At 71.1% G+C, this 23,924-nt stretch carries 23 protein-coding genes; 9 read left to right on the top strand and 14 right to left on the bottom strand.

Annotated features, from left to right (window positions below; genetic code table 11):
- Window positions 1–9: 9 nt before the first annotated feature.
- Genes IPI43_15595 through IPI43_15585 form a run of 3 tightly spaced genes read right to left on the bottom strand, consistent with a single transcriptional unit; the run spans window position 10 to window position 6,610 of the window.
- Window positions 10–1,155: an HRDC domain-containing protein gene (locus tag IPI43_15595; protein ID MBK7775531.1), complete on the bottom strand. Its 1,146-nt coding sequence runs from the start codon at window positions 1,153–1,155 to the stop codon at window positions 10–12.
- On the bottom strand, window positions 1,152–3,383 hold the full coding sequence (locus IPI43_15590) for a hypothetical protein (protein ID MBK7775530.1): 2,232 nt from the start codon (window positions 3,381–3,383) through the stop codon (window positions 1,152–1,154). The genes IPI43_15595 and IPI43_15590 overlap by 4 nt, the downstream gene beginning before the upstream one ends.
- Window positions 3,380–6,610, bottom strand: a complete 3,231-nt coding sequence (locus IPI43_15585) for a DUF2339 domain-containing protein (GenBank protein MBK7775529.1) — start codon at window positions 6,608–6,610, stop codon at window positions 3,380–3,382. The genes IPI43_15590 and IPI43_15585 overlap by 4 nt, the downstream gene beginning before the upstream one ends.
- Window positions 6,611–6,749: 139 nt before the next feature.
- Between IPI43_15585 and IPI43_15580 the strand changes: the two genes are divergently transcribed.
- A complete protein-coding gene (locus IPI43_15580) occupies window positions 6,750–7,151 on the top strand; it encodes a hypothetical protein (protein ID MBK7775528.1) in 402 nt (133 codons plus the stop codon).
- A 30-nt stretch (window positions 7,152–7,181) separates the two neighbouring features.
- On the opposite strand, the gene IPI43_15575 is transcribed toward IPI43_15580, so the two are convergent.
- Together IPI43_15575 and IPI43_15570 are read right to left on the bottom strand one after the other, a co-directional pair.
- Complete coding sequence (locus tag IPI43_15575) at window positions 7,182–8,192, bottom strand: penicillin-insensitive murein endopeptidase (protein ID MBK7775527.1); 1,011 nt, start codon at window positions 8,190–8,192, stop codon at window positions 7,182–7,184.
- Window positions 8,159–8,788 carry a TetR/AcrR family transcriptional regulator gene (locus IPI43_15570; GenBank protein ID MBK7775526.1) on the bottom strand — a complete coding sequence of 210 codons (630 nt, stop codon included), beginning with the start codon at window positions 8,786–8,788 and terminating at the stop codon, window positions 8,159–8,161. The genes IPI43_15575 and IPI43_15570 overlap by 34 nt, the downstream gene beginning before the upstream one ends.
- A 39-nt stretch (window positions 8,789–8,827) precedes the next feature.
- On the opposite strand from IPI43_15570, the gene IPI43_15565 reads away from it, so the two are divergent.
- On the top strand, window positions 8,828–9,652 hold the full coding sequence (locus tag IPI43_15565) for an SAM-dependent methyltransferase (GenBank protein MBK7775525.1): 825 nt from the start codon (window positions 8,828–8,830) through the stop codon (window positions 9,650–9,652).
- 35 nt (window positions 9,653–9,687) lie between these two features.
- Here the strand turns inward: IPI43_15565 and IPI43_15560 are convergent, their stop codons facing one another.
- Entirely contained in the window at window positions 9,688–11,097 is a 1,410-nt protein-coding gene (locus IPI43_15560; protein MBK7775524.1) for a M20/M25/M40 family metallo-hydrolase, read from the bottom strand.
- A gap of 10 nt (window positions 11,098–11,107) precedes the next feature.
- Window positions 11,108–12,268 carry a serine/threonine protein kinase gene (locus IPI43_15555; protein MBK7775523.1) on the bottom strand — a complete coding sequence of 387 codons (1,161 nt, stop codon included), beginning with the start codon at window positions 12,266–12,268 and terminating at the stop codon, window positions 11,108–11,110.
- A gap of 153 nt (window positions 12,269–12,421) precedes the next feature.
- Here IPI43_15555 and lexA point away from each other — a divergent pair, with 153 nt between their 5' ends.
- Together lexA and IPI43_15545 are read left to right on the top strand one after the other, a co-directional pair.
- Window positions 12,422–13,171, top strand: coding sequence for a transcriptional repressor LexA (lexA, locus tag IPI43_15550; protein ID MBK7775522.1), 750 nt, complete (start codon window positions 12,422–12,424; stop codon window positions 13,169–13,171).
- 54 nt (window positions 13,172–13,225) lie between these two features.
- A complete protein-coding gene (locus tag IPI43_15545) occupies window positions 13,226–14,290 on the top strand; it encodes a DUF296 domain-containing protein (protein ID MBK7775521.1) in 1,065 nt (354 codons plus the stop codon).
- 14 nt (window positions 14,291–14,304) lie between these two features.
- Here IPI43_15545 and IPI43_15540 read toward each other — a convergent pair whose 3' ends face one another.
- Window positions 14,305–15,408: a hypothetical protein gene (locus IPI43_15540; GenBank protein ID MBK7775520.1), complete on the bottom strand. Its 1,104-nt coding sequence runs from the start codon at window positions 15,406–15,408 to the stop codon at window positions 14,305–14,307.
- Between the two features lie 249 nt (window positions 15,409–15,657).
- On the opposite strand from IPI43_15540, the gene IPI43_15535 reads away from it, so the two are divergent.
- Window positions 15,658–16,080 carry a response regulator transcription factor gene (locus tag IPI43_15535; protein ID MBK7775519.1) on the top strand — a complete coding sequence of 141 codons (423 nt, stop codon included), beginning with the start codon at window positions 15,658–15,660 and terminating at the stop codon, window positions 16,078–16,080.
- A gap of 76 nt (window positions 16,081–16,156) precedes the next feature.
- A complete protein-coding gene (locus tag IPI43_15530; protein ID MBK7775518.1) occupies window positions 16,157–16,735 on the top strand; it encodes a hypothetical protein in 579 nt (192 codons plus the stop codon).
- 51 nt (window positions 16,736–16,786) lie between these two features.
- Here the strand turns inward: IPI43_15530 and IPI43_15525 are convergent, their stop codons facing one another.
- Together IPI43_15525 and IPI43_15520 are read right to left on the bottom strand one after the other, a co-directional pair.
- Entirely contained in the window at window positions 16,787–17,653 is an 867-nt protein-coding gene (locus tag IPI43_15525; protein ID MBK7775517.1) for a hypothetical protein, read from the bottom strand.
- Window positions 17,650–18,066, bottom strand: a complete 417-nt coding sequence (locus IPI43_15520) for a hypothetical protein (GenBank protein ID MBK7775516.1) — start codon at window positions 18,064–18,066, stop codon at window positions 17,650–17,652. The genes IPI43_15525 and IPI43_15520 overlap by 4 nt, the downstream gene beginning before the upstream one ends.
- 92 nt (window positions 18,067–18,158) lie before the next feature.
- On the opposite strand from IPI43_15520, the gene IPI43_15515 reads away from it, so the two are divergent.
- Window positions 18,159–19,007: a class I SAM-dependent methyltransferase gene (locus tag IPI43_15515; GenBank protein MBK7775515.1), complete on the top strand. Its 849-nt coding sequence runs from the start codon at window positions 18,159–18,161 to the stop codon at window positions 19,005–19,007.
- On the opposite strand, the gene IPI43_15510 is transcribed toward IPI43_15515, so the two are convergent.
- The 3 genes from IPI43_15510 to IPI43_15500 form a co-directional block, all read right to left on the bottom strand.
- A complete protein-coding gene (locus tag IPI43_15510) occupies window positions 18,968–19,435 on the bottom strand; it encodes a hypothetical protein (protein MBK7775514.1) in 468 nt (155 codons plus the stop codon). The genes IPI43_15515 and IPI43_15510 overlap by 40 nt on opposite strands.
- 81 nt (window positions 19,436–19,516) lie before the next feature.
- Window positions 19,517–20,581: a prolyl oligopeptidase family serine peptidase gene (locus IPI43_15505; protein MBK7775513.1), complete on the bottom strand. Its 1,065-nt coding sequence runs from the start codon at window positions 20,579–20,581 to the stop codon at window positions 19,517–19,519.
- 48 nt (window positions 20,582–20,629) lie between these two features.
- The gene (locus tag IPI43_15500) at window positions 20,630–21,529 is read right to left on the bottom strand and encodes a helix-turn-helix domain-containing protein (protein MBK7775512.1); all 900 of its coding nucleotides are present in this window, start codon (window positions 21,527–21,529) and stop codon (window positions 20,630–20,632) included.
- On the opposite strand from IPI43_15500, the gene IPI43_15495 reads away from it, so the two are divergent.
- The gene (locus tag IPI43_15495; protein MBK7775511.1) at window positions 21,528–22,052 is read left to right on the top strand and encodes a hypothetical protein; all 525 of its coding nucleotides are present in this window, start codon (window positions 21,528–21,530) and stop codon (window positions 22,050–22,052) included. The two genes, IPI43_15500 and IPI43_15495, sit on opposite strands and share 2 nt — an antisense overlap.
- On the opposite strand, the gene IPI43_15490 is transcribed toward IPI43_15495, so the two are convergent.
- Entirely contained in the window at window positions 22,044–22,649 is a 606-nt protein-coding gene (locus IPI43_15490; protein MBK7775510.1) for a hypothetical protein, read from the bottom strand. The two genes, IPI43_15495 and IPI43_15490, sit on opposite strands and share 9 nt — an antisense overlap.
- A gap of 76 nt (window positions 22,650–22,725) precedes the next feature.
- Between IPI43_15490 and IPI43_15485 the strand changes: the two genes are divergently transcribed.
- Window positions 22,726–23,907, top strand: a complete 1,182-nt coding sequence (locus IPI43_15485) for a hypothetical protein (protein MBK7775509.1) — start codon at window positions 22,726–22,728, stop codon at window positions 23,905–23,907.
- Window positions 23,908–23,924 lie beyond the last annotated feature (17 nt).

The following is a 23,924-nucleotide window of genomic DNA, read 5'->3' as shown; positions in this document are numbered from 1 at the left end:
GCGCGCCCGTCAGCGCTCGATCATCACCACGCGGCCGTGGTCGATGCCGAGCGACACCTCGCCGTCCACCAGGCGCTGCAGCGAGCGCCCCAGTAGCTCGTGGCGCCAGCCGTCCGCGAGCGACGTGCCCGGTAAGCCCGACACGAACCCCGCGATGTCCTCGCGCTTGCCGAGGCGCTGGAGGTCGATGGACTCGTCCTCGGCGCGCTGCTGAGCCCACGCCATGGCCAAGCCGATCAAGCCCTGCGGAGCGGTCGCCGCCGCGAGCACCGGCTGCGCCACCAAGTCGGCCAGGTTCAGCTCTCGCCCACGCTCCAGTGCGGCCAGCAGGTCGGCCTCGTGTCCGCGCAGGGCGCGCCGGTCGAGCCCGCGCACACGGTCGAGCTCCGCCGCGTTCTTGGGCGGCCGGTCGATCATGGCCAGCACCGCCACGTCGGGCAGCATGCGCCGCACCGGCACGTCGTCCGCCATGGCCGTGCGCTCGCGATAGGCCATCAGCTCCTGCGCCACGGCGGCCGCGCGTGGACGAAACGAGCTGCTGCCCTTCACCTTCCACCACGCCGTGAGCGGGTCGCGCCCCACGCGGGCCTCGCGGCGCACGCGCTCGCACTCTTCTTCGCACCAGCTCAGCCGACCTCGCTCGCGCAGGCGCTGCGAGAGCACCTCGGCCAGCTCGACCAGGTGCACCACGTCCTCGGCAGCGTAGCGAAGCTCGTCGGGGGCCAGCGGGCGGCGCGTCCAGTCGGCCAGCTGCGCGCCCTTGCCCAGCACCAGCCCGAGTCCGTCCTGCACCAGCTTACCCAGCGCAGGCGTGCCCATCCCCAAGAAGGACGCCGCGATCTGCGGGTCGAACAGGCGGCTGGGGACCGCCCCCACGTCCTTGAGCAGGATCTCGAGGTCCTGCGAGCACGCGTGGATGACGCACAGCCCGGGACCGTCCAGCAGCGGGCGCAACGCGCGCAGGTCCAGCGCCAGCGCGTCCACCAACACCACGCGCCGAGCCCACGCCAGCTGCACCAGGCAGACCTTCGCGTAGTACGTGGTCTCGCGGTGGAACTCGGTGTCCAACGCATAGGCGGGCGCCTGTGCGGCGTCCTCGACGGCTTGGGCCAGGGCCGCCGTGGTGTCGATGTACTCGAAGTCGGGTGCGCTCATTCGGGCAGCTTGTCACGCTCGTCCGGAGACGCACCCTCGCCAGGGTTCGAGGGCTCGCCTCCCGCGCCCGGGTCGCTGGGCCCTGGCGCGCTCTCCGTGGCGTCCTCGGTGGCCACGGGCCCCTGAGACGTGGTGCTGTGTGGCTCACCGGGAGTGGCCAGCCCCTCGAGTGGCTCGCTGCGCACCAGGCGGAACGTCAGCAGGCCCAGCAACAGCACGGCTACCGCCAGCACCGCCAGCAGCGCAGCCTCGGTCATGGCGTCGCGGCTCGGACTGGGCGGTGCGTACGCGGGGTTGGCCACCAGCTCGCCGAGCTCGGCGTCCTCGGCGCGCACCGAGAGCACCAGGTCGCGCGCGCTCTCGATGTCGTAGCGCGGGTCGTCCACGGTGTCGCTGCCCACCAGCAAGCGGTACTCCCCCGCCGGTGCGGCCAGGAACAGGTCGCGCGCCAGCGTCACCAGCGTGGCGCGTCGGATGGTCAGCGGGCGCTCGTCGCCGTTCTGCACGTGCAGCTCGATGCTCTGTGCGTGGCGGCTCAGGGCCACGCGAAGCGGCCCACGAGCCCCGGGCGCGCGCGTGAGCGTGTCCACCATGGCCGAGTACGGCTCGCCTTCGGGCACCTCGCGGATCCACACCTCGTAGTTGCGGTCCACGAGCGCGTCCTCCACGTCCAGCAGCACGTGGTCCACCGTGAGCCCACCCGCAGGCACCGCGATGGTGTGCACCGACGTGCGCGTCTCCGGGACGAGTCGCACGCTGACGGCGCCCGCTACGGTCACCTCGTGGCTCTCGTCACCCCACAGGAATGGCCACTGCCGGCCCTCGCCGTCCACCACGCGAAAGTCGCCCTGCCCGTCGCGCCCTGCGGCCAGCGCGGCGATGGTGGGCCGCACCCGGGTCAGGCCCTCGGGCGTCTCGGTCACGCGCAGCGGCAGCGCGTGCGAGAACTCCGCCACGTTCACGCTGGCGCCCGGACGCATGGCAAACGCCAGCACCGGGCCCGCGTGGAAGCGCGGGTTGCTCGTCACGTCCATCACGCTGGCCTCCGCGACGGGCGCGTCGGGCGTCAGCCGGTAGCGCAGCGCGTCGCCCAGACCATAGGCAGGCCGCGTGGCGCGAGCGCCCCCGAAGAACAGCTCCGGTGAGCCGTACGCGTCGAACACCAACGCCGGCTGGCGAACGCGCGCGATGACGCTCACCTCCTCGAGGGGCGGCGCGTCTTGGTCCATGATGCGCACGCGCAGCAGGTCGCCGGAGGTCCGCGTCAGCGGCACGTCGAGCGCGTGCTCGTCCCAGTCGGGGATGCGGTAGATGACAGCCCGCCCAGCCTGCCGCGCGCTCCCACCCACCCCCGCGTCTTCCACGGTCACCTCGCGGTGGAACGCGCCGCTGGTGGTCTCGAAGACGAGCGACTCGGGCACCACGCCGCGGGGACGTCGCAGCGTGAGCACGGTCTCGTTGCCGCCCACCCGCTCGGTGGTCACCACTTCGAGCGGGACGCGCAGCTCACGGGAGGCGCGCAGCACGCTCTCGCTCACCAGCGTGAGCGTGGGCCGCAGCGCGGGCGCGGTGCCGCTCAAGCGCAGGCGCAGCCGAACACCGGGAGCGGTGGGGATGGCGACCTCCACCTTCTCGCGCAGCGGCGCAGCCATGCGGAAGAGCGTGGTGGCCAGCACCTCGGTCTCGGCGCCCTGCGCGTCTACGCGGTGCACCGTCAGCTCGCGCACCAGCTCGCTCGGCGTGAGCCCGAAGCGCAGCCGCCACTCGAGCCCGCTTGCTTCGCTGCCGCTGTCCGCAGCAGCACCGGGGAGGTCCGTCGGCAACACGACGTCCCAGGTCTCCACCACGGTGGGGCGCGTGGGGTCACCCGCCGTGCGCTCGCGCACGTCCACCGGCAAGAGCGGGCGCGACTCGGTGGCGCGCTGTGGAGCGTCGGCCTCGATCACGAACTCCACCGAACCGTCGTCGATGAACACGCGCAGGTCCGCCAGATCGGCGCGCACGCTGGACAGCACCTCGGCCGGCAGCGGTGCACGCACCAGGCCATAGACGCCGCCCGTCTCGATGCGTGCCCGCTGCGGGAACAGCGCGCGCAGGTCCTCGCTCGCGCCATCCGCACCGCCCTGGGCGCTTGCGAAGTGCGGGCCCGAGACGCTGGCCGCCAGCCACGAGAGCGCCACCAGGCCATGCAGGGCGCGTCGCGGCGCTCGAGAGAGGGAGCTCTTCATGACGGTCCACCTTCCTGGGCGTCCGTGTCCGACGAGGGGAACACGAAGCGCCGGTATGCGAGCGAGATGACGATGAGCGAGATGGCGAGGCCCACCAGCGAGGCCACGCGGTAGAGGTCCTGCAGGTTGCCGAGGTCCACCAGGAAGACCTTGGCGATGGTCAGCATCACGAGACCCAGGCTGAGCCCGCGCAGCGCCGTGCTCTTGCGCCACATGCCGATGCCCAGGAGCACCGCGCCGTACAGCGCCCACGCCAGGCTCAGCGAGAGGTCACGCGCCGGCTGCCGGTCGAACTCGATCTCGAGCGGCCCGTCCGGCGCGAACGCATCGATGATGGTGAGGTTGATCCACGCGAAGCCGAGCGCCACCGCCAGCACCCCGAGCCCGTTCGCGAACAGCGCCACGTTCTTGGGCATGAGGCTGACCTCGATGGGACGACGACGCGCGATCTCGATGTCGCGCAGCCACGCGAAGCCCGCGAGCGCCGCCGCGATGGGCACCAAGTACGTGTACGCCAGCCAGTTGAGGAAGGGCCACGCCGACACGGGGTGGTACTCGAGGATGTACGGGTTCATCAGCAGGCGGACGCCCACCACGGCGAAGTGCAGCAGCGCGAAGTACTTGAGTCCGGCGTGATCCACGCGGCGGAAGAGCGCCAGCAAGGCCGCGCCCATGAGCGCCCAGCCTACCGTCACCCACTCGTTCTCGAGCTGCAGCGGGATGGCCACGGTGATGAAGCCGAGCGCCGCTGCGGCCGGCCACGCGATGGCCGAGATGCGCACGGCCGCCGGCGCGAGCTGCTTCGCGCTGGCGAGCGAGAGGAGCACGATGACCCCGGCGAGGACGGCCGGGATGCCGTCTGTGGTCCGTCCGAAGATGCCCTGATAGGACTCGAGGATGGCCGGGAAGAACAGCGGCATGGCCAGCGCCGCGCCGCGATAGAGCCCTGGCGAGCGCCGCGCGCGCTCACCCAGCACCAGCATGGGCAGCACCGTGGCGCTCGCCGCGATGGCCACCAGGCACGCGAGCCAGGTGGCGGACCCGTCGAACGCCGAGCTGCGCGAGCCGACGGCGACGGCATGGGCAGCCAGCATGAGCACCACCGGGCCGAGGTAGGCGCCCACCCCGGAGCGGGCCAGCGGCAGGGACACCAGCAGCAGCGCGCTCACCGCAGCAAAGGCGTAGAGCCACGGCGTGGCTGGCACCGCGTGAGAGAGGAAGACGAGGTGCGCGGCAAAGACCAGCGCGGCCAGGCCCGCGCCGTGATCGAGGAAGCGTCGACTCTCGGGTGAACCCCCGAGCGCCCCTCCTTGTGATGCCACCACCGGCACCAGGCAGAGCGCGAGCCACAGCAGCTCGCTCGGGCCGCCCGCGCGCTGCCCCTGGGCCACGTGCATGACGACCATGGTGAGCGTGGCCAGGGGAGCCACCAGCGCGCCCACGACGTGCAGCGCACCCACGGAGGCCACGCGCGTGGCGCCCAAGAGGACCAGCAGCGTGGTGAGGGTGCCCGCTGCGGGCAGCACGCGGTCTGCTCCCAGCAGCAGCGCGAAGAGCGCCGCTGCCACGAACAGCACGAACGCGTGGCTGGGCAGGAAGCCAAAACCCTCCGTGGGACCAGGCAATGCCGGCGCCCCGACGCCGGATCCGTCTGCGGTGGCGCGACGCTGCAGGATCGCCCACCGCTCGACTACCGCGTAGTGCGCGGCCATCACGGCCAGCGCCACCCCTGCGAAGAGCCAACCGAGCGGCTCACGCTGCATGGCGAGCACGTGCACCAGCAGCGTCACCCCGCCCGCCGCAGCGGCGGCCACCTGCAGCCAGTAGGAGCGCGTGGCCAGCGAGATCACCCCGGCCCCGATCGTGAGGGCCGTCACGAGCACCAGCGTGGGCAAGAGGTCGATGCGCAGGTCCTCGTGGGCGGCGAAGAACAGCGGGAACAGGAACGGCAGCAGGATGGCGAGCGCTTGCGTGGCCTTGGTGACCAGGCCCTCGAGACCACTGGGCGTGCGCCCCTCGGCCTTGGCCTTGCGCTCCGAGAGCAGGGACCCGAGCGCGAACACGAGCGCGAACATCGCCACGATGGCGACGCCGAGCCAGGTGCGCTCCGCCCCCATGCGGCCCATCACCCAGCCCACTTGGTAGACGAACGTGCCCAGCACGCTGAGCAGCGCCAGCACCCCCCAGCGCGTGCGCTGCGCCACCGCCAGCAGCGCCACGTCGAGCAGCAGCAGGTAGCCGAACAGCGCCAGCGGGCGGTCCTGCCCCGTGGAGAGCGAGATGGGTGTGATGAACCCACCCAGGAGCCCGATCATCGCGATGCTCAGCGCCTTGTGCCGAATGGCGAGCGCGCAGCAGGCGGCGGTGGTCACCGCCATGAGCGCGAAGGCGGCCGGCCGCGGCACCAGTTCGTAGAGGGCACCGCTCGACCAGCTGGCCAAGTACAAGATGGCCACGCCGGCGCCCGCGATGAAGTTGGCCAGCAGCGGGTGACGCGAGCGCAGCGGCCGCTCGGACGCACCGATGCACGCGAGCCCCACCACCACGCCGAGGATGACGCGCATGGCCGGCGTGATCAGGCCGTGCTCCACCGAGTAGCGGAAGAAGTAGATGCCCGCGACCACCAGGGTGAGCGCGCCCAGCAGCGCGATGCCGCGAACGCCCAGCCACTCCTCGAGGCCCGGCCCCTTGCGCGGCGGCGGCCCCGCCGGCGGGGGCTGGGGCATGGGCGGGCGCACGTCCAGGGGCGGCGCAGGGGGCACGGGCGCGACTGCTCCCTGCTCCACGGCGGCCTCGGGCTGTGGGGCCGACCACTCCGGAGCCGCCTCGAGGGGAGCGGAGGCGACCATTGGCGAGGGGGCGGCCCCTGCGACCGGATAGAGGACGTTCGCGGCCCACGCCGGCGTGGCTTCCGCTGGAGCGGCCACTTCTGCCGTGGGCGGCGCTTCCAGCTCGGGTGCCGCCGGACCCTCCGGTTGCGGCAGGCTCCCCTGCTGGACCATCGGCGGTGCGGTGGTCGTCACCCCTGGCGGCCGGGCCTCCAGGCGCGCCACCTCTTGAATCAAGCGCGTCTGATGCCAGCGCAGCTGGTCCAGGTCCTCCCGCAGTTGCTTCGTCTCTGCGCGTCGCCGGCTGTTGGCGACCGCCGCCATGAGGCCGGCCCCGAGGAACGCCAGCGTCATGACAGGACCAACACAAAAGAAGGTGAAGACCGCGAAATCGTCCATGGCTGCTTCGGCAGTATCCGCGCACCCCCCGCCGTTCACCCTCTCATTTCTGTCATAGTTCCGTACGCACCATCTCCATTTGGGGGCGGTGCACGTTTTTGGTGCCGCGCCTCCTCACAACGGGCTACCCTCTGCGGCCATGACTAGGGTTGCCTTGTTGATGTTCGGGTTGCTCGCTCTCACCGCCTGCTCACCGGGTCTCAGCGCTGCCAAGCGCCAGGCCGAAGTGGACTTCACCTGCGACAGCGGAGACCTCGAGACCACGCGGCGCAGCAACGACACGTACATCGTGCGTGGCTGCGGTCGCACCGGCGTCTACCAGTGCCCAACGGGCGTGGGCACGGACCATCGCTGGTGCTCGAACCTCACCATCCTGGCCACGCAGCGCTTCATCGCGGAGTTCAGCTGCGAAGAGGCTCAGGTCACGGTCGGCGAGATCAGCCCCTACGTGTTCCGCGTGGCTGGCTGCGAGCGTGAGGCCACCTATCACTGCAGCGCCGCCGATGGCAGCCCGCAGTGCACCGTCGACGCCGCTCGCTGAAGCGGTCGCGGTAGCCCGCACACCCCCGCCTCAGCGGCACACGCCCGGACCGCGCGGGGGGCTCATCCATGCCTCTCGGCCGTCTAGCCAGGCGCGCACGTCGGCGTGCATCGGCCCCGCAGCCCGGCGCGCCTCTGCTGCCGTGGTGATGGGCGCGCGCAGCCGCTCGGGCCCGGCCATGCGCGGAGCCAGCCCCGCAGCCGCCAGCTGAGCACGCCGCCAGGGCGGCATGGGCCCCGAGTCCAGGCACCCGGCGCGCAGATCGTCCACGCTGCAGAACACGCGAATGTGGAAGTGATCGTCGTGGGGGTAGCCCGGCTGACAGGCCACCTGCTCGAAGCGCCTCCGCACGTCGGCAGGGGCTCGCTGGCGCCGGGCGTGGCGCAGCAGCCGCGCTCTCAGGTGGCGCGCCACGAACATACGCTGCACGGAGGCCTCCGGATCGGATAGCAGCGCCTCCACGAAGGCCCAGGTGCGCACCACGTCGAGCCGCACGGGCGTGTCGTCAGCCGAGACCGAGAGGTCGCCGAAGTCCACCCCGCGGCCATCGAGGTCGAGCGGGGCCCCCACCGCCGATCGCGGCTCCCCACGCGCGTCGAGCACGTAGAACAGCACGTCGGCGTCGCGGCCACCCTGATGGCTGCCGTGGTGTGGGATGGGACCGCCAGCCTGTAGACTCAAGTCGTTCACCATCAGCTCACCGCCATGGCGTTGCTGCACCTGGGCGCCGGCCCGCAGCAGCCCCTGCACCAACTCCACGGTCCCATACCGCGCGGCCGCGTCGCGCCGAGGGTTGAAGGCGGCACCGGGCGCCTGCATGGGGAACGGCACGCCGCCCTCGAGCGAGCCCGCGCTGGGGCCGCCACGCGACGTGCTGTGCGATGCGGGAAGCCCGAGCGCCTGGTTGGCGTCCGCGTGCGGGTCCACGCGGCGAGCCGCCACGCGTGTGCCACTCTGCGAGAGCGCCAGCAGGACCAGCGCGGCCAACGCGAACAGCCGCGCGCGCGTCAGCGCTGCACGGTCGAGAAGAGGGCGATGCATTGGCGTACGATCAGGTCCGCGAGCGCGTCCCGCGACAGCCCCTTGTGCTCCACCCACTCGAGGCTGACGGTCTCCACGTAGCCGATGTACCCGCGCAGCGTGATGTCCACCTCGGGGCCCTTGGGCAGGAGCGCTGCGGCGTCGCGCACGCGCTCGAGGAACGCCATGCGCGTGCGGTCCACGATGGCCTGCACCTCTTCGTCCACGCCGTCGCCGCCGCGCACCAGCAGCAGGTAGTTGCGTGCGTGCCGGTCCACGTAGTCCAGGTAGCGGCCCACGCCCTCGCGCATCTCGGCCATGGTGGGCACGTCACCCGCGGTGGGCACGTCCGTGGACTCGATCAGGCGCTCGGCGGCGGCCTCGACGGCGGCCACGAAGAACGCCCGCTTGCTGGGGAAGTAGTGGTACAGCAGCCCCTTGGAAACGCCGGCCTCCTTCGCGATCTCGTCGATGGAGATCTCGTCGTAGGGGCGGTTGCCAAAGAGCTCTAGCGCCAGGTCGATGAGCTGCTTGCGGCGCTCGTCCACCTGCAAGCGATGTCGCGCGGCTTCACTCACGGCGCTCCCGTAGCAGTTCTCGCGGGGGGCGTCATCCATCCAGTGCTTGTCGACACGATGTCAGTCTACCATCGCCGCATGAACTCAGACAGCCCTAGCCGCACCGCCATGCTCGTGGCCGCCTACCGTGCCCGCGCGAGCGAGGCCCCCGCCCCCATCTGCGACGACCGCTTTGCGCGTGCGCTGGCCGGCGAGGAGGGCTTCGCGTTCGCCCGCGAGCTCGACGCGGTGTCACCCAACATGGAGCTGTGGATAGCCGTGCGGACGGCGTACCTGGACGCGCTGGTGCGGGCCGCCACCCAAGAGGTCTCCCAGGTGGTGATCCTCGGAGCCGGCTTCGACACGCGCGCCAAGCGCCTGGCCCGCTCGGGCGTGCGCTTCTTCGAGGTGGACGCCCCCGCCTCGCTGGCCGAGCGGCACCGTCGCATCGCGCTGCTCCCCGAGTACGTCTGCGACGCCGTCACGGTGTCCTGCGACTTCGAGACCCAGGACTTCGTGGACCAGCTCTGCGCGGTGGGGTTCGAGCCCCAGGTGCCCGCGCTGATCGTCTGGGAGGGCGTCAGCTACTACCTCAGCGAGGGCGCCGTGCGCGCCACGCTCGCGCGGGTGGCCCAGGCGCTCAGCCCGCGGACCACGATCGTCTTCGACCACGTGGGGCGCCGCTTCGTGGCGGGGCAAGGCACCAGCACCGAGGACCAGGGCACCCGCGAGCGCCTCGGCTCGGCTGGTGAGCCCATGATCTGGGGCGTGGATCATGCCCTCCCGCTGCTGTACGAGCTGGGCTTCCGGCACGTCCGCCAAGACACCTTCGACGAGGCCTGCCTGACGCACACGGGCACCTACGACCGCGAGCGCAAGTTCCGCTTTCAGTTCTTGGTGCAGGCGCGCGTCGCGCGGGCGTGACGTGAGCCGCCTACCCGCGACTCGACGGTGGTCGATCAGCGCGGGGTGAGCGCGCCTGCCAGCTCGGCGTAGAGGTGCACGGCCGCGCGCGTGCCCTTCTTCCAGTCTTCGATCAACAGGCTCTCGTTCTCGGAGTGCGCGTGGCAGAGGGGGTCTTCCACGCCGGTGAGGAGCGCGGGCACGCCGCCCAGCACGCGCGCGAACGGCCCCACGAAGGGGATGGTCCCGCCGCACCCGATGATCTCGCAGTCGCGCCCGTAGCCCGCGGCCATGGCGCGGCGCGCGGCGTCGAAGGCCGGCCCCTCCGCCGAGGTCAACCACGAGCTGGCCACCTCTTCGCGCTCGATGTGCACCTCGAGCCCGAACGGCACGCGCGTCTCGAAGTGCTGCACCAGCGCGTCTTGAACCACCTTCGAGTCCTGGTTGGGGACCGTGCGCACGCTCACCCGCGCGCGCGCCGAGTCGATGATCTGGTTGCTGCTGCCCACGATGGCGCGCGACTCGAAGGCGATGACCGCCACCGCCGGCTCACGCCAGATGCGCGCGTAGAGCGGCACGTCCTGCCGGCCGATCAGCGCGGCCCCCTGCACCAGCCCCGCTTGCGAGCGGAACTCGCCTTCCTCGTACGGCAGCCGCTCGAGGGCCGTGCGCTCGAAGGCGCTCAGCTCGGCCACGCCACGACGCAGCGGCGCCATGACCTGACCGTCGTCATCCATGAGCTCTCCGAGGGCGCGCGAGAGCGCGATGACCGGGTCGGGCAGCGGACCACCCCACATGCCGCTGTGCACCGGCTGGCGCAGCGCGCGCACCTCCACCGTGACGGCCGCGAGGCCCCGCAGCGAGACGGTCAACGAGGGGATCCCGGCGTCCAGGTTCGCAGTGTCCGTGAGCACGATGCAGTCGGCGGCCAGCAGCTCGGCGTGCGTCTCGAGGAAGCGCTCGAGGTTGCCCGAGCCAATCTCCTCCTCGCCCTCCACCACGAACTTCACGTTCACCGGCAGCGCGCCCGTGGCGTGCAGCCAGGCCGCGCAGGCCGCGATGTGCATCATGACGCCGGCCTTGTCGTCCACGGCGCCGCGCCCGTACATGCGGCCGTCGCGAATGCTGGGCTCGAAGGGGGGCGTCACCCACTTGGCCTCACGCCCCACCGGCTGCACGTCGTGGTGGCCGTAGAGCAGCAGCGTGGGCGCTCCGGGGGCGCCCAGCCACTCGGCATAGGCGTACGGATGCGCGCCGGGCAACGTCAGCACGCGCGCGCCATGCAGTCCGGCGCGCGTCATGAGCTCCACCACGGCCTCGGCGCTGCGAACGAGCGTGGGGTTGGGCGGCGGCTCGGCGCTGATGCCGCCGATGCGCACGAGGGCCGCCAAGTCGTCGAGGTGCTGGTCGAGGGTGGCCTCGAGCTGGCCTAGGGCGCGCTCGAGCGGGCTGAGGGATGCGGTCATGCTGGGCTTCCTACTCTGGCGGGCGCGGCTTGGCTCGTCCCGCGTGACGCGTGAGATCTTCGACGGCCTCCTGCGCTTGCTCGTGGGCCAGCACGGTGGGCAAGCGCGTCCGCGTGGGGGCGTCCACGGGCGCTTCGTCCACGGCGGCCACAGGCAAGGTGGAGGCGGACGCATCGAGCGCGAGCGTGCCCTCGCTGACGTTCGTCTCGCGCAGCTCGGTGTTGGCCAGCGCGTCGCGCAGGGAGGCGCCCTCATCCGAGGGGTGGTCCTGGAGCGCGCTCACCACGCGGCCCAAGATGAGCTGCGCGGTGCCCGGTGGGGTGATGGCGGTGAGGTCGTCCAGGAACTGCGTGGCCGTGACGTAGCGCACCGCGGGGTCTGCCTCGATCAGGCGCTCCACGGCGGCCGCGAACGCCGAATCCACGCCCGGCACGGCCTCGGGCAGCGGACGATGCCGCCCGCGCTGCAGGTTCTCGAGTGTCTCGAGGTCGTTGGCCCCGTCGAACGGGCGGCGCCCCGCCACGCACTCGTAGAGCGTGACGCCCAGCGAGAAGAGGTCGCTCTGCGCGTTGAACTGCCCCGCGCTCGCGTACTCGGGGGCCATGTACGGCAGCTTGCCCTTCACCACGGCGGTGCGCGTGGCCACGTCGGCGCTCATGGCCTTGGCGATGCCGAAGTCCGTGAGCTTCACCTCGCCGTGCCGGCTGAGCAGCACGTTGCTGGGGCTGATGTCGCGGTGCACCACGCCCCGCGCGCGGCCCCTATCCGTGGCGGCGTGAGCGAATTCGAGAGCGCCCGCCAGCTCGAACGCGAGGTGCGCCACCACGCCCGTGGTGAGGCGGTCGTTGCTCTCGGCGAGGCGCCTGATGACGGTGCGCAGGTCCAGCCCCTCCACGAGCTCGAGGGCCAGGTAGTGCGAGCCGGACACCACGCCGAAGTCCAGCACCTGGGCGATGGCCCCGTGGTGCAAGCTGGCCGACACCCGCGCCTCCTCCAGGAAGAGCCGCAGGAACTCCTCGTCCCGCTCGAAGGCGGGCAGGATGCGCTTGATGCACACGCGCTGTGTCACGCCTGATGCGCCGTGCCGGATGGCCTCGAAGGTCTCGGCCATGCCCCCGTGGCCCAGCCGGCGAACCAGCTCGAAGGGCCCGAATTGCATCACCTCGGACACGCGGCGACGGTACGCGAATTCGGCCCTCTGCGCGAGCTTGGCGGCCACCGCGCCGAAACTTTGACTCCCTCCCGGATGATCAGTAGTGTCCGCCAACACCTGCTCAGCTTGACAGCTTGAACGGATGTCTAGTACCCTCGGAGCCAGGAAATCATGCAAAAGCTCACGGACAGACAGCGCGCGGTCCTCGAATTCATCTCCGAGTCCATCTCCGATCGGGGCTTCCCGCCCACGCTTCGAGAGATTGGGAACCGCCTGGGCATCCGGAGCACCAACGGGGTCAACGACCACCTCCGCGCGCTCGAGCGCAAGGGGTACCTCACCCGTGAAGACATGAAGAGCCGCACGCTGCGCCTGGTCCGCACGCCGGACGGCCGCACCATGAGCGAGGGCGAAGACGACGACCTCCCGGACCTGGACGCCAACGGGGATCTGGGCGGCCACGGGCTGCGCGGCGTCACCTCCATGGCCGGGCTCGCCACCCGTGCGGCAAATGACGCCGACGACGACCTGCTCACCATTCCCATCGTGGGGCGCGTGGCGGCGGGTCTCTTGGCGGAAGCCATTCAGCACCCCGAAGACTCCGTGCGCATCGACCGCATGCTGGTCGGCGGCAACCGTGACGTCTTCGGCCTGCGCATCGTGGGCGAGTCCATGATCGAAGCCGGCATCCACGACGGCGACTACGTCTTCGTGCGCAAGCAGCTCACCGCCAACCGCGGCGAGATCGTCATCGCGCTGGTGGGCGAAGAGGCCACCTGCAAGTACTACTACCCCGAGCGGGACCACATCCGCCTGCAGCCGGCCAACAGCACCATGGCGCCCATCCTCATCCCCAAGACCGACTGGCGCAGCACCCAGATCATGGGCGTGGTGGTGGGCATCTACCGCCGCCTGCACTGACGCGAGCGCGGGCAACGTGGCCTGAGCACGCAATCCGACGTAAGTAGCGCACCCATGTTCGCCAAAGAGAGCAAGCGCGTGCGCCACTTCGTCGGCCGATGTGAGCGCGGCGAAGACGTCCACACGGCGCTGCAGAGCCTCGCCACGCAGCACGGCATCCAAGCCGGTTGGGTCCGCGGTCTGGGCGCGCTCGAGTCCGTGGAACTGCGCGAGTACGACCAGGCCGCACAGGTGTACCGCCCCGCGGTGAGCTTCCAGGCGCCGCTCGAGGTGCTGAGCCTCACGGGCAACATCGCGTCACGGGACGATCAACCGTTCGTGCACCTGCACGTCACGCTGTCGCGTGAGACCGACAACGGCATCCAGCTGCTGGGCGGTCACCTCGAGCGCGGGCGGGTGTTCGCGCTCGAGTTCTACGTGGAGGCGTTCGACGACGTGGCGCTGGTGCGGGAACGGGACGCGGCCACGGGGCTGCACCTGTTCGTGGAAGCCACGCGCGGTGCTGCGGCTGGGCCCCGCTCTGCGGCACCTGCGGCGCCGGTCAGCGACCCCATCGTGGAGCGTGCACGCGAGCGTGGCCGAGCGCCCTTGTCCGTGGAAGCCGAGCGCCCCCGCACGGCACCCGAGCCATCACGTGCACTGGAACCCGCTCGTGCCGCAGCCCCTGCGCGCGCCGCAGAACCCGCGCGTGCTCCCGAGCCCGTGCGCGTCGCTCCGCCCACCTCGGCGTCCGGGGTCACATGGGCCATGGCGGCCAGCGCCTCTGAAGAGGCCCAGCTGGCGCGCCCCAGCAGCGCACGTGTGGCGCGGCCCGCGCGAGTGGAGGCGGACGTCAAAGCCCCCGCGCACCGCCCTCCCCCCATCGAAGACCCGCTGGCCACCGACGCGCACAGCATCCTGTTCGACGAGCCCATCCCCGAGGTGGGCGAGTACCTGGACCACCGTCAGTTCGGCATCTGCAAGATCGAGAGCATGGAAGACGACGGCGGCGTGATGCTGCGCATGCCCGACAAGCGCAAGAAGCTCATCAAGCTGGACGTGCTGCAGGTGCTCGAGCCCCGCATCGAGGGCAACAAGATCATCTACCCGGTGCGTCCGCGCGGCCCGCGCAAGGCGTAGACGACCGCAGCCGGTCAGTACGGCGCGAAGGCTGCGGCGCTCTGGCGGCCCGCGTTGAAGCTGGCCAGCTCGGCCGCCGTGAACGCGTGCTCGCTGCCCGCCGGCAGCTGCCGGCGCACCCACCCGAGGATGCCCGCGCGCGCTGCGTCGCCGTCACCGTCACCCTCCGCGCAGCGGTCCCAGAGCGTGAAGATGCGCCGCCGGCGAGACTCGGGCGTGCGCTCCTCGGTGTCCCACGCCCGCTGCGCCTGGGCCGCCATCTGACGGCCCAGCTGAGCCCGCTGCCGCTCGCGTGCAGCGTCCTGGAGCTCCTCGCGCATGCCCTCGGTCTCGCGCATGAACCAAGCGCGCTCGGCCTGGTAGGGGTCCTGCCCGCGGCGCCGGTAGGCCCCGTCGGTCAGGTCGAAGCGGACCCCCCCCGAGGCCGAGCTGGGGAGGTCTCCGGCACCGGAGAGGGTCACGCGCGCGGTGTCGCTGAAGGTCACCTGGCCGTCCGGCGTGATGCGCGCGCTGAACGCGTGCCCGGCGTACACATACGACCCGTCGGCTTGGCGGCGCACCTCGGGGCGCGGGCGCTCCGTGACCGCCGGGCGCGTGGCGGCTCGCGCCGAGAGGTGCGAGTCCAGCGTGGACTCGGCGTTTCGGAAGCGCGCGCGGGGATCCACAGCGCTCGGCTGCGCCTGCGGCGCGACTTGGTGCGGCAGGACGTCCAGCTGCCCCAACGCCACAGCCCGCGGGTCGAGCGAGCGCGGCGGACGGGCGCTGCCCTCGGGAGGGATGCCCGGCTCGGGGAACGGCGGCTCGACGACCCCCGGGTCGACGGTCACGGCCGTGGTGCTGGCCGCGAGCGCCCCGGCCAACACCGGCGGAGGCGTCGTGGTGGGCGGCGCCATGGGGTTCAGCGGCTCGGGCTCGACCACTTCGGCCTCGGGCTCGGGCGGCAGCTCGGGCTCGACGACGGGCTCGAGCCACTCCACCTCGATGGTGCCCTCGCTGTGAATCACGGCAGCGCGCGCGCGCTCCGGCCGCGCGAACGCCGCGACGCCAGCGCCCACCACGTGGACGGCGATGGACGCCGCGAGGGCGAGGAGGAACGCGCTGTCGCGGTCGGGTTGCATCAATGGGATTCGGGGGGCGCCGCTGGTCGAACCGCCCGAGCGGCGAAGCATTCCACGGAAGCCCGGTCTTCGCTCACACGAGACCTCCGCTACACCCTGGACGGATCGCCATGTGAACGTTGTCGCCGATGCGGCAACGAAGAAATTGGTTCGTCATTTCGACGGTAGGCGTTCGACCTACATCACGCGCGCAGGAAGATTGCTGGGCGCGCGATGCGTTGTGTGGAAGAACCCGTTCACCGATCGACCATGCCACAAGCTCGTTCCACCGCCCCAGAGGTCTGCGCAGACCCCGTCACCGACACGGTGCTGGTGGTCGAGACCGACCGCGCCCAGCGTGAGACGCTGGGCCGCGTGTTGCGGGCCGAAGGGCACGTGGTGGTCGAGGCCTGCAGCGCCGAGGCTGGCCTCAGCCTGCTCCGCGCCCGCGACGCCCATGGTGCTGCGGTGTCGGTGGTGGTGGTGGGCGAGGGTCCGCTGGGCCGCACGGGCGCCCTCCTGCTGCAGGGCATGGCGCGCAGTGACTGCCCACCCACGCCCGCGCTCGTGCTCACCACCAGCGAGTCCTTCAGCGAGACCGCAGGCGTCACCTTCGGGCTGCGCAAGCCCTTCCAGGTAGAAGAGCTGCTCTCCCGTGTGGGCGACTTCCAGCGCCGCCGGCGCCCGGACTGACGTCTCGGTGGTCGGTGTCATCCCCAACTTCCCGGCCAGGCTGGTCCCTGCGGGTCATCCGCGCTAAGTCGAACCCGTGCAGCCAGCGACGGACAGCATGAAGAGCAAGCTCATCGCCACCTTTGGGGTGCTGTCGGTGAGCGCGCTGCTCCTGCGGGCCATCCTGCGGCTCACGCACAACGCGCTGGTACCCATCACGGAGGACATGCTCACGCCCGGGCTCGCGGCGATCTACGTGGTGTGGATGATCTTCCAGGGCTACACCGAGGGCTACCGCGGCTTCCAGCTGCGCTTCTGCCCGCGGGTGGTGGCCCGCGCCGTTCACCTGGGGCGTCACCCGCGCTTGCTGCACGTGCTGTTGGCGGGCCCGTTCTGCCTCACGCTGTTCCACGCGCCGTGGCGCAAGCTGCTGGCGCGCTACATCTTCCTCTCGCTGCTGGTCACCCTCATCATCCTGGTGCGCCAGGTGCCACAGCCCTACCTGGGCATCATCGACGGGGGCGTGGTGCTGGGCCTGGTGTGGGGCGTGGCCGCGCTGTGGTGGCTGCACGTGCGCTATCTGCTGGGCTACGGAGCGCCCGAGCCCACCGACTTGCCCGAGTCGGTCGCCGGCTCCGCCGCACCGCCCGACGAACTCGAGCGCGCGCTGGCGTAGACGCGCTGGGTCAGCACGGTTCGAGAGGCGGGAAGCGACCTCCGGGCCGGTTCAGGGCGTGGGCAACGCCCGCAAGAGCGCCGCGCGCCCCTCGGCCGAGACCGTGTGTGGGCCATCAAAAGGCACCCACGCCGCAGCGGGGTCCACGCGCCGCAGGAGCGCGTGCAGCGCCTCGCCCTGCGCGAAGGGCAGCACGGTGTCGCGCCGGCCGTGCACCACCGTGAAGCGCACGCCGCCGGGCGCACGCTGCTCCCACGCGGCGCGGTCTATGATGGCGCCGCTCCAGGCCACCACCGCACCCAATAGCTCGGGGTGTGCGAGCCCCACCTCCACGGAGAGCATGGCACCCTGCGAGAAGCCCGCGAGGGTGATTCGCTCGCGCGCCACACCCCGACTGCGAAGCTCTTCGAGCGCAGCCACCACGGCGTCTCGGGCGGCATCCACCCCGGGAGCCCGCTCTCGCTCGAGGGCGGGCCAGTCGCCGCTGGCGCGCGCGTTCTGTATGCGTGGGATGTCGATGGGCCACCACATGCGCCCGCCCTGTGGGTGCGGCAGCAGCCCCTCGAGGGCCACCACGCCGAGACCGGGGCGCGAGGCGGCGAACTCTCGGGCGACGAGCGCGAGCCCGTTTCCCTGGTCGCCGAAGCCGTGCAGCAAGAGGACCACGTGGGAGGCTCGCTCCGCCGCCGGACCTGCGAAGTGAGCCGTGAGCGGCCCGAGCGACGTGGGACGCGCAGCCGGCGCAGGGCTGGGTGTCGCCCTCTCCGTGGCGGGCGCTCCACCTTGCGAGCCAGGCTCGCTCGGCGAGTCGGACGTGGCTGCCGGTTCGGGGGCCACGCTGGGCGGCGCGCTGCGGCAGCCGAGGGCCACCACCAGCAACAGGAGAGTCAGGGGCGTGCAGCGTGCAGCGCGGGTCATGAGCGCAGCTTGACGGGCGTGAGGCTGCGCGACCAGCACAGCGCCACGCGGCAGATGGGCGCGCGCTGCTCGGGGAGCGACACGTTGGTGGCCAGATAGTCGGCGAGGGATGGCTGCTCCACGCGCAGCGACTCACACGGGTCGTCGCCCACCGCGTCGAGCGCCGCGAACGTGGCCACGGCCAGCGCGACGCCCGTACGGTGGAAGCAAGCCTCGAGGACCGTGGCGTGAAAGACCGCCTGCATGGCCTCCTCGGGCCCGAGCTTGCGACCCACGGCCAGCGTCAGGAAGCGCGCGGCGTTGGGCTGCGTGTCCACGAAGCCGCCGATGCGCTCCTGGGCAAAGGCCGGGTCCGACAGCTGGGCGCTGATCTCGGCGACCACGGCCGCCACGTGTTCTTCTGCGATCACCATCCCCATCACGCTATCAGTTTCTGGCCGGACGGCCGACCGAAGAGTGGTACAGGGATGGCATACGCTCGCGGGCGATGGCATGGTGCCGCCCCATGACCTCCACGCAGCGTGAAATCGAAGTCTCGTACGACGTCTCCAATGAGTTCTTCGAGCTGTGGCTCGACACCGACATGCACTACACGTCGGCCAGCTTCCACACCGGCGACGAGACGCTCGAGCAGGCGCAGATCCAGAAGTGCGACATCCTGTACGACTACGCCGAGATCACGCCGGACACGCTCACGCTGGACATCGGCTGCGGCTGGGGCTCGAACCTGAACTACCTGCACAAGCGCGGGGTCAAGCGCGCGCACGGCATCACGCTCTCCACGGCGCAGTGTGAGTGGATCCACTCGCGCGGCCTCGAGGGCGTGAAGGCCATCGTGTGCGACTACAAGGACTACGAGCCCGAGGAGAAGTACGGCGCGCTCCAGTCCATCGAGATGATCGACCACCTCTGCTCCCCAGCGCAGGCGAACAAGGGCATGGCCATCGACATCTACCGCCAGTACTTCAAGAAGTCCGCGGGCTGGGTGGAGCCCGGCAGCTGCTTCGGTTTCCAGGCCATCTTGCGCAACCGCGTGCCGCGCAACCGCAAGGACCTCTCGGACCTGGCGTTCACCGCCGACGTCATCTTCCCGGGCGGCCTCAACCCGCGCCTCGAAGAGCTGGTCGCCGCCGTGAACCCGTACTGGGAAGTCGAAGAGCTGCGCACCCAGCGCGTGAGCTACGGCAAGACCACCGCCGAGTGGCTGCGCCGCATGCAGCAGCACGAGACGCTCATCCGCGAGAAGTGGGGCAACCAGCTCTACGACGACTACGACCGCTACCTGAGCACCTGCGTGCGCGCGTTCGAGAACCACTACTCGAGCGACGTGCAGATGAAGCTCCGCAAGATCTGAGCGGGCCGGAGGGCGCTCTCCGCGAGCGCCTCCTCCGTCTCAGCCCTCCGGAAACCGGCCCCACTCGTCGATGCAGACGCGCCACCGAACACGGGGCGCGTACTCCCCGTCGTGCCTCTCCACGAGACCCGTAGCGATGAGGTAGCCAGGTCGGCCGTGTTCGTCCGAATCGTCCTCAGGCGGTCGATGAGCAGTTGGTCGGTGCCGCCGTAGCGAATGCACTCGAACTCCTGAGCCGCCACGGCACGGATCATCGCGTCGAGTTCGGGGGTGGATTTCGGCTGCTTCTTGACCCAACACTGCTTGGCGCCAGGCGTCCCGCGGCCGTCTGCTTCGAAGCCACCGAAGAGTTCCGGCGCTTCGACGTCGGGCACACCGCACAGCGTGCAACAGCCCTCCTCGACGTAGAAGTCGCCAGCCACGTTCAACGAGACTCGCCTTCTCGGGTGCATAGAGCCGCAAGATAGCGTTTCTCCGCACGGGACGACGCACGATGCGCACCGGCGCGCTCAGTCGACCCGCTCCAGGAACGCCGTCAGCTCGCTCACCACCCGGTTGCGGGCAGTGAAAAAGAGGAAGTGGTCTTCGGTGGGCATCACGCGCATGGTCACGTCGAAGCCACGCGCATGCAGTGCAGACACGCCGCGCTCGAGGGAGACGAGTGAGACGCGGTCATCCTGCCCGCCGTGGATGGCGAGAACCGGTGTGGGCGCGGAACGCTGCCCGTCGGGCAGCGCCTCGATGATGCGAGTCTCGAGCACCCCCGAGACGAACGTTACGCTGCGGAACGCGTCAGGGTTCTCAGCGAGGGCCCGCGTGGCGGCGCGGCCGCCGTTCGAGAGAGCCACGAGGTGGATGCGCGACGCATCGACGCCGGGCAGGCCCTCGATGAACGCACGGGCATGCTCCACCGTGGAGACGTCACCTCGTGTGCTCCAGGTGCCGATGCCACAGGCGGGCTGCACCAGCACCATGCCTCGCTCGCGCGCGACCTCCCGCATCACGCGGAAGTAGCCCTGCCAGGCGCCGCCGTAGCCGTGCAGGAAGACAATGGCACTGCGCTCGCGTTGGTCCGGGCCAGGTTCGGGCTCGAACACCAGCATGCGCTGGCTACACGTACCCGAGACGGCTTCGTCCAGCATCGACGGGACCCCGTCGAGCTCGTCCCCGGCGTACACATCAGCCATCGAGGTTTGCAGACGACGGGCGCCGTCACGCGACACACCCATGCCCGCCCAGGGCAGGAGTCGGGTCGCGAAGAGCAGCTGGTCGGACTCGGGGACGACACGAGACGGCGAGACCCACCAGCCGGGCTCGCCCACGAACCGTGTCTGCGGGTCCGAGGGGGTCTCTTGCGCCCGAAGGACGGCCACCCCTGCGAGCACCGCGAGTGCGCCGACCGAGGTCGCGGCTGCTTGCTTGCGGAGCCCGCCCGCCGCGACCGGGAGCGCAAGGCCGAGCGCGATCGTGGCAAGGCCTACCACGCGACCAGACCAGGTGATGGCCGACGCGAGCAGCAGCCCACCCGACACGACGGGCGCGAGAGCGAGCAGGCAAGCGAAGACGACTCGCACGCTGCTCAGAATAGCGCATGACACCCGAGCGCGAGCGTGCCGTGAAGCTCACTTCCGCGCGCGAGGCGCTCGTGAGACGGCCCACAGCCCGTCGAACATGGCGCGGTGGTTCAATGCCAGGTTCGCGTTCGCGATCTGGATGCCCACCAAGTTGCGGGGCTCGGTGGACATCACCGCGGCGATGTCGCCCAGCACGTAGAGGGCGAAGCGCTCGAAGGCCACGGTCTTCGGCAAGAAGCGGAACGCGGTGTGCTCACGGGATCGATAGGCGGCGACCTGCGCACGCTCGGCTGGGGAGTCCTGCACCAAGAGCCGCACGCGGATGTCGCGCTCGCTGCGGAGCGACCGCACGCGCGCGCGCCACTCGGGCGTGGTGACGAACGACCACTCGGGGCCCCACAAGAAGTCGTCGCGCAGGATGGACATGCACGCTCCGCGCGGCGCCTGGCGCAGCATGGTGAGGTAGACGCGCTTGAGCCCCTCGATGCCCTCGAAGTGCACCACGTGCGGCAGACGGGCCGATGCGTCCTCCTTGGCCTTCACGAAGTGTGCGCCGAGGCCCGCCGCGAGCTTGGCCCGCTCGACGGCGCGCGCCTCGTCGCGCTTCATGGCGTCCACCAGCGCCCCGTGACCTTCCGCGACGAACCGCTTCACACCCTCTTCGTGGGTGGTGCCCACCAGACCCAGCGACGTGAGCGACGCCAGCGCCGTGTAGACGCTGCTGCGCGCGAGGCCAGTGATGCGCGCCAGCTCCGAGGCGCCGAGCGGCGAGCGCTCCACCAGCGTGGCGTAGAGCGCGGACTCGTGACGCCCGAGGCCCAGACGCGTGAGCGCGCTGCGGAAGGATGGAGTGGGCTGCTTCGGCATGCTGTCGTCGGAACTGTACGACAGATTGTACAGCGCGCGCGAGCTGCACATGGTGTAGGCATCGAAAGGGACCACCACCATGCTGAACATCCTGCACGACATCGAGCGCGAGCTCCCCACCCTGCTGCTGTCCGCCGAAGGCTGGCGCAGCCTCGACGTGGACTACCACCCTCCCCGCGTGGAGCGCGTGTACCGTGATCACGGGAGCCACCGCATCTCGCTGCACGTCATCCACCCGTGCGGCCCCGAGGACGCGCTGTTCCACCCTCACCCGTGGCCCAGCGCCATGCGTGTACTGTCCGGAGACTACGAGATGACCGTGGGTGCTGGCGCGGGCAACACCCCTCCGCCGCACGTGCTCACGCTGCGGGTGGGCGGGTGCTTCGAGTACGAGATGACGCACCCCGACGGCTGGCACCGGGTGCGCGCCATCGGCGTCCCAGCGGTCACCGTGATGGTCAGCGGGCCCCCGTGGCAGCGCTGGTCTCCGGGAAGCGATGCGCCGCTTGGGCCGTTGTCGCCGCAGCGCGTCGATGAGATCCTCTCCACGTTCCGCGAGCACTACCCGGTGGTGTCGCACGCGTGCCTCGCTGGGCTACGGTGAGGTCACCTGGATGGACTGGGTGTCCAGCATCCAGACCCCCAGCGCACCCGGGCGTGCCAGTCCGGTAAACTGGCTCCCACGCGCGGGGACCCATGCCATCGTGCTCTGCCGGTCCTCGAGCTCTCCGGACCACGTGGTCTGGCACGTCAGCCAGCTCGTCTTGGTGCCGCGCACGGTGACGGTGCATGTGACCGGCTCCGCCGGCCCCAGGTGGCGCGCGTTCAGCACGGCGCAGACGGCATGGATGGGCAGCCACGCCATCCCGGCGATGAGCAGCGCGACGCCGAGGCCCGCGACCCAGAGGGACCCATCCCCCTTGGGCAACGCCCTCACGCTGTGGGTCTCGCCGGCCGCTGTGTCATGCGACAGCTCGGCCCGCTCCCGTGCCACGGCAGCCCGCGCCAGCGCGCTCAGCGCGGCGAGCAGCACCAAGCCCACACCCAGGGCCCAGCCGAGCGAGGTCAGGACGAGTCCCCAACCGAGCGCCACGAACCCCGGAGCAACGACGAAGAACACGCTGCCGAGCGCACACACCGAGCCGAGCGCTACGACCACGACGCCGGCGCCCACCAACTCCTGCGAACGCGCACGCGCCATCGACGCCAGGATACCCGATCCAATCTCGCGAGGGCATCTGGTACCGTCTGGCTTCACGAGCACACACGGGGACGACATGACGCGACTCGAAGATGGCTGGACGCGACTTTCGGCGGGCAGAGTCTGCGGGGCTTGGCTGGCCGCGTGGCTCGCGGTGGGCTGTGGCTCGACGGCGGTGCAGCAGGACCCGAGTGAGGTCGAGCCTGCAGGGGCGCCGTCCCAGGGGCCGACCCCGGAGAGAGTCGAGACCGCCGAGCCGGCTGCGTTGCCCCGGAGCGAGCCGCTGCCCAGCGAGGTCGCCACCCTGCTCGACGAAGCTTCGATGGCCCAGCACGCGCGGCGCGCCTGGGTCGAGCATCGCGCGCCGATTCGCTACCGGCGCGATGGCGCCGTGCGGCCCGCCGAAGAGGGCGACCCGGTCACACCACGCTGGCCGAACGTGGTGGTGGACGTGGTCGACGGTGACGTTCGGCTGGTGCACGCCACCCAGGGCATGCGCGTGCTGGTGTGGACACGCGCCGAAGACCTGACGCACGTGCCCGTGGAGGTGGTGGCCGTGCGCCACACTCCCAGCGCGGCGGCCCCCGCGGACGGCGCCCCTGGCGTGCGTCTGTATCCAGGGTTCCGCCTGACGGGCGCCATCGAGCGCGGTGACCTCACGGAGTTCGCGTACGCGACGCCGCCGGTGGCCTTTCGCGGGTTCGTCCCGAACGCCTCCCTCGGCCCCGTGTTCGTGAGCGCCGCCCCACCCGAGCGCGAGGGCGGGACGTCGCTGCTGCGCTCGAACGCTGCGCTGCGAGACCGCCCGTCGGGCCGGGTGGTGGCTCAGTTCTCGCCCCAGGGCGAGCACGTGGTGTTCGAGCACCCGGTGACGCTGCTGGGCGAGCCTCGCTCCGGCCAGCAGCTGGTGTCCTACCGCGGCGCGGCGGGCCCCGACGAGCACTTCGAGGTGCTGGGCTGGGCAAGCACACGCGACCTGCGCATCGAACCCGGCCCGGGCTTCGGGCGAGGCTTTGGCAGCAGCAACGGGTTTGGTTCCGGGCGGAGCCTGCGCGTCGCCCTCCCCGCCGGCACCCCCATCTTCGACGAGGCCGGCGGCAGCGTGATTGGCGTGGTGTTCGACGAGAGCATCGTCCCCGCGGACCAAGCGCCCGAGGGCGGCTTCGCGTTCGACATCTACTCGCCGTGGGGGATCCTGAGCCTCTACAGCGAGCAAGGCACCGTGCTGCCGAGCGAGGCGGCAGCGCCCTCTCCGTGAGGCCAGCGAGGACGATT

Source organism: Sandaracinaceae bacterium (assembly GCA_016706685.1).
Lineage (GTDB): Bacteria > Myxococcota_A > Polyangia > Polyangiales > Houyiibacteriaceae > JADJJE01.
The sequence above is the reverse complement of the archived record's forward strand: the minus strand, read 5'-3'. Positions and strand labels throughout refer to the sequence as shown.

Bases quoted from the DNA above. Each gene is read 5' to 3' on its own strand.
- IPI43_15595 (MBK7775531.1), bottom strand. From the start codon at position 1,155: ATGAGCGCACCCGACTTCGAGTACATCGACACCACGGCGGCCCTGGCC.
- IPI43_15590 (MBK7775530.1), bottom strand. From the start codon at position 3,383: ATGAAGAGCTCCCTCTCTCGAGCGCCGCGACGCGCCCTGCATGGCCTG.
- IPI43_15585 (MBK7775529.1), bottom strand. From the start codon at position 6,610: ATGGACGATTTCGCGGTCTTCACCTTCTTTTGTGTTGGTCCTGTCATG.
- IPI43_15580 (MBK7775528.1), top strand. From the start codon at position 6,750: ATGACTAGGGTTGCCTTGTTGATGTTCGGGTTGCTCGCTCTCACCGCC.
- IPI43_15575 (MBK7775527.1), bottom strand. From the start codon at position 8,192: ATGCATCGCCCTCTTCTCGACCGTGCAGCGCTGACGCGCGCGCGGCTG.
- IPI43_15570 (MBK7775526.1), bottom strand. From the start codon at position 8,788: ATGGATGACGCCCCCCGCGAGAACTGCTACGGGAGCGCCGTGAGTGAA.
- IPI43_15565 (MBK7775525.1), top strand. From the start codon at position 8,828: ATGAACTCAGACAGCCCTAGCCGCACCGCCATGCTCGTGGCCGCCTAC.
- IPI43_15560 (MBK7775524.1), bottom strand. From the start codon at position 11,097: ATGACCGCATCCCTCAGCCCGCTCGAGCGCGCCCTAGGCCAGCTCGAG.
- lexA (MBK7775522.1), top strand. From the start codon at position 12,422: ATGCAAAAGCTCACGGACAGACAGCGCGCGGTCCTCGAATTCATCTCC.
- IPI43_15545 (MBK7775521.1), top strand. From the start codon at position 13,226: ATGTTCGCCAAAGAGAGCAAGCGCGTGCGCCACTTCGTCGGCCGATGT.
- IPI43_15540 (MBK7775520.1), bottom strand. From the start codon at position 15,408: ATGCAACCCGACCGCGACAGCGCGTTCCTCCTCGCCCTCGCGGCGTCC.
- IPI43_15535 (MBK7775519.1), top strand. From the start codon at position 15,658: ATGCCACAAGCTCGTTCCACCGCCCCAGAGGTCTGCGCAGACCCCGTC.
- IPI43_15525 (MBK7775517.1), bottom strand. From the start codon at position 17,653: ATGACCCGCGCTGCACGCTGCACGCCCCTGACTCTCCTGTTGCTGGTG.
- IPI43_15520 (MBK7775516.1), bottom strand. From the start codon at position 18,066: ATGGTGATCGCAGAAGAACACGTGGCGGCCGTGGTCGCCGAGATCAGC.
- IPI43_15515 (MBK7775515.1), top strand. From the start codon at position 18,159: ATGACCTCCACGCAGCGTGAAATCGAAGTCTCGTACGACGTCTCCAAT.
- IPI43_15495 (MBK7775511.1), top strand. From the start codon at position 21,528: ATGCTGAACATCCTGCACGACATCGAGCGCGAGCTCCCCACCCTGCTG.
- IPI43_15500 (MBK7775512.1), bottom strand. From the start codon at position 21,529: ATGGTGGTGGTCCCTTTCGATGCCTACACCATGTGCAGCTCGCGCGCG.
- IPI43_15490 (MBK7775510.1), bottom strand. From the start codon at position 22,649: ATGGCGCGTGCGCGTTCGCAGGAGTTGGTGGGCGCCGGCGTCGTGGTC.
- IPI43_15485 (MBK7775509.1), top strand. From the start codon at position 22,726: ATGACGCGACTCGAAGATGGCTGGACGCGACTTTCGGCGGGCAGAGTC.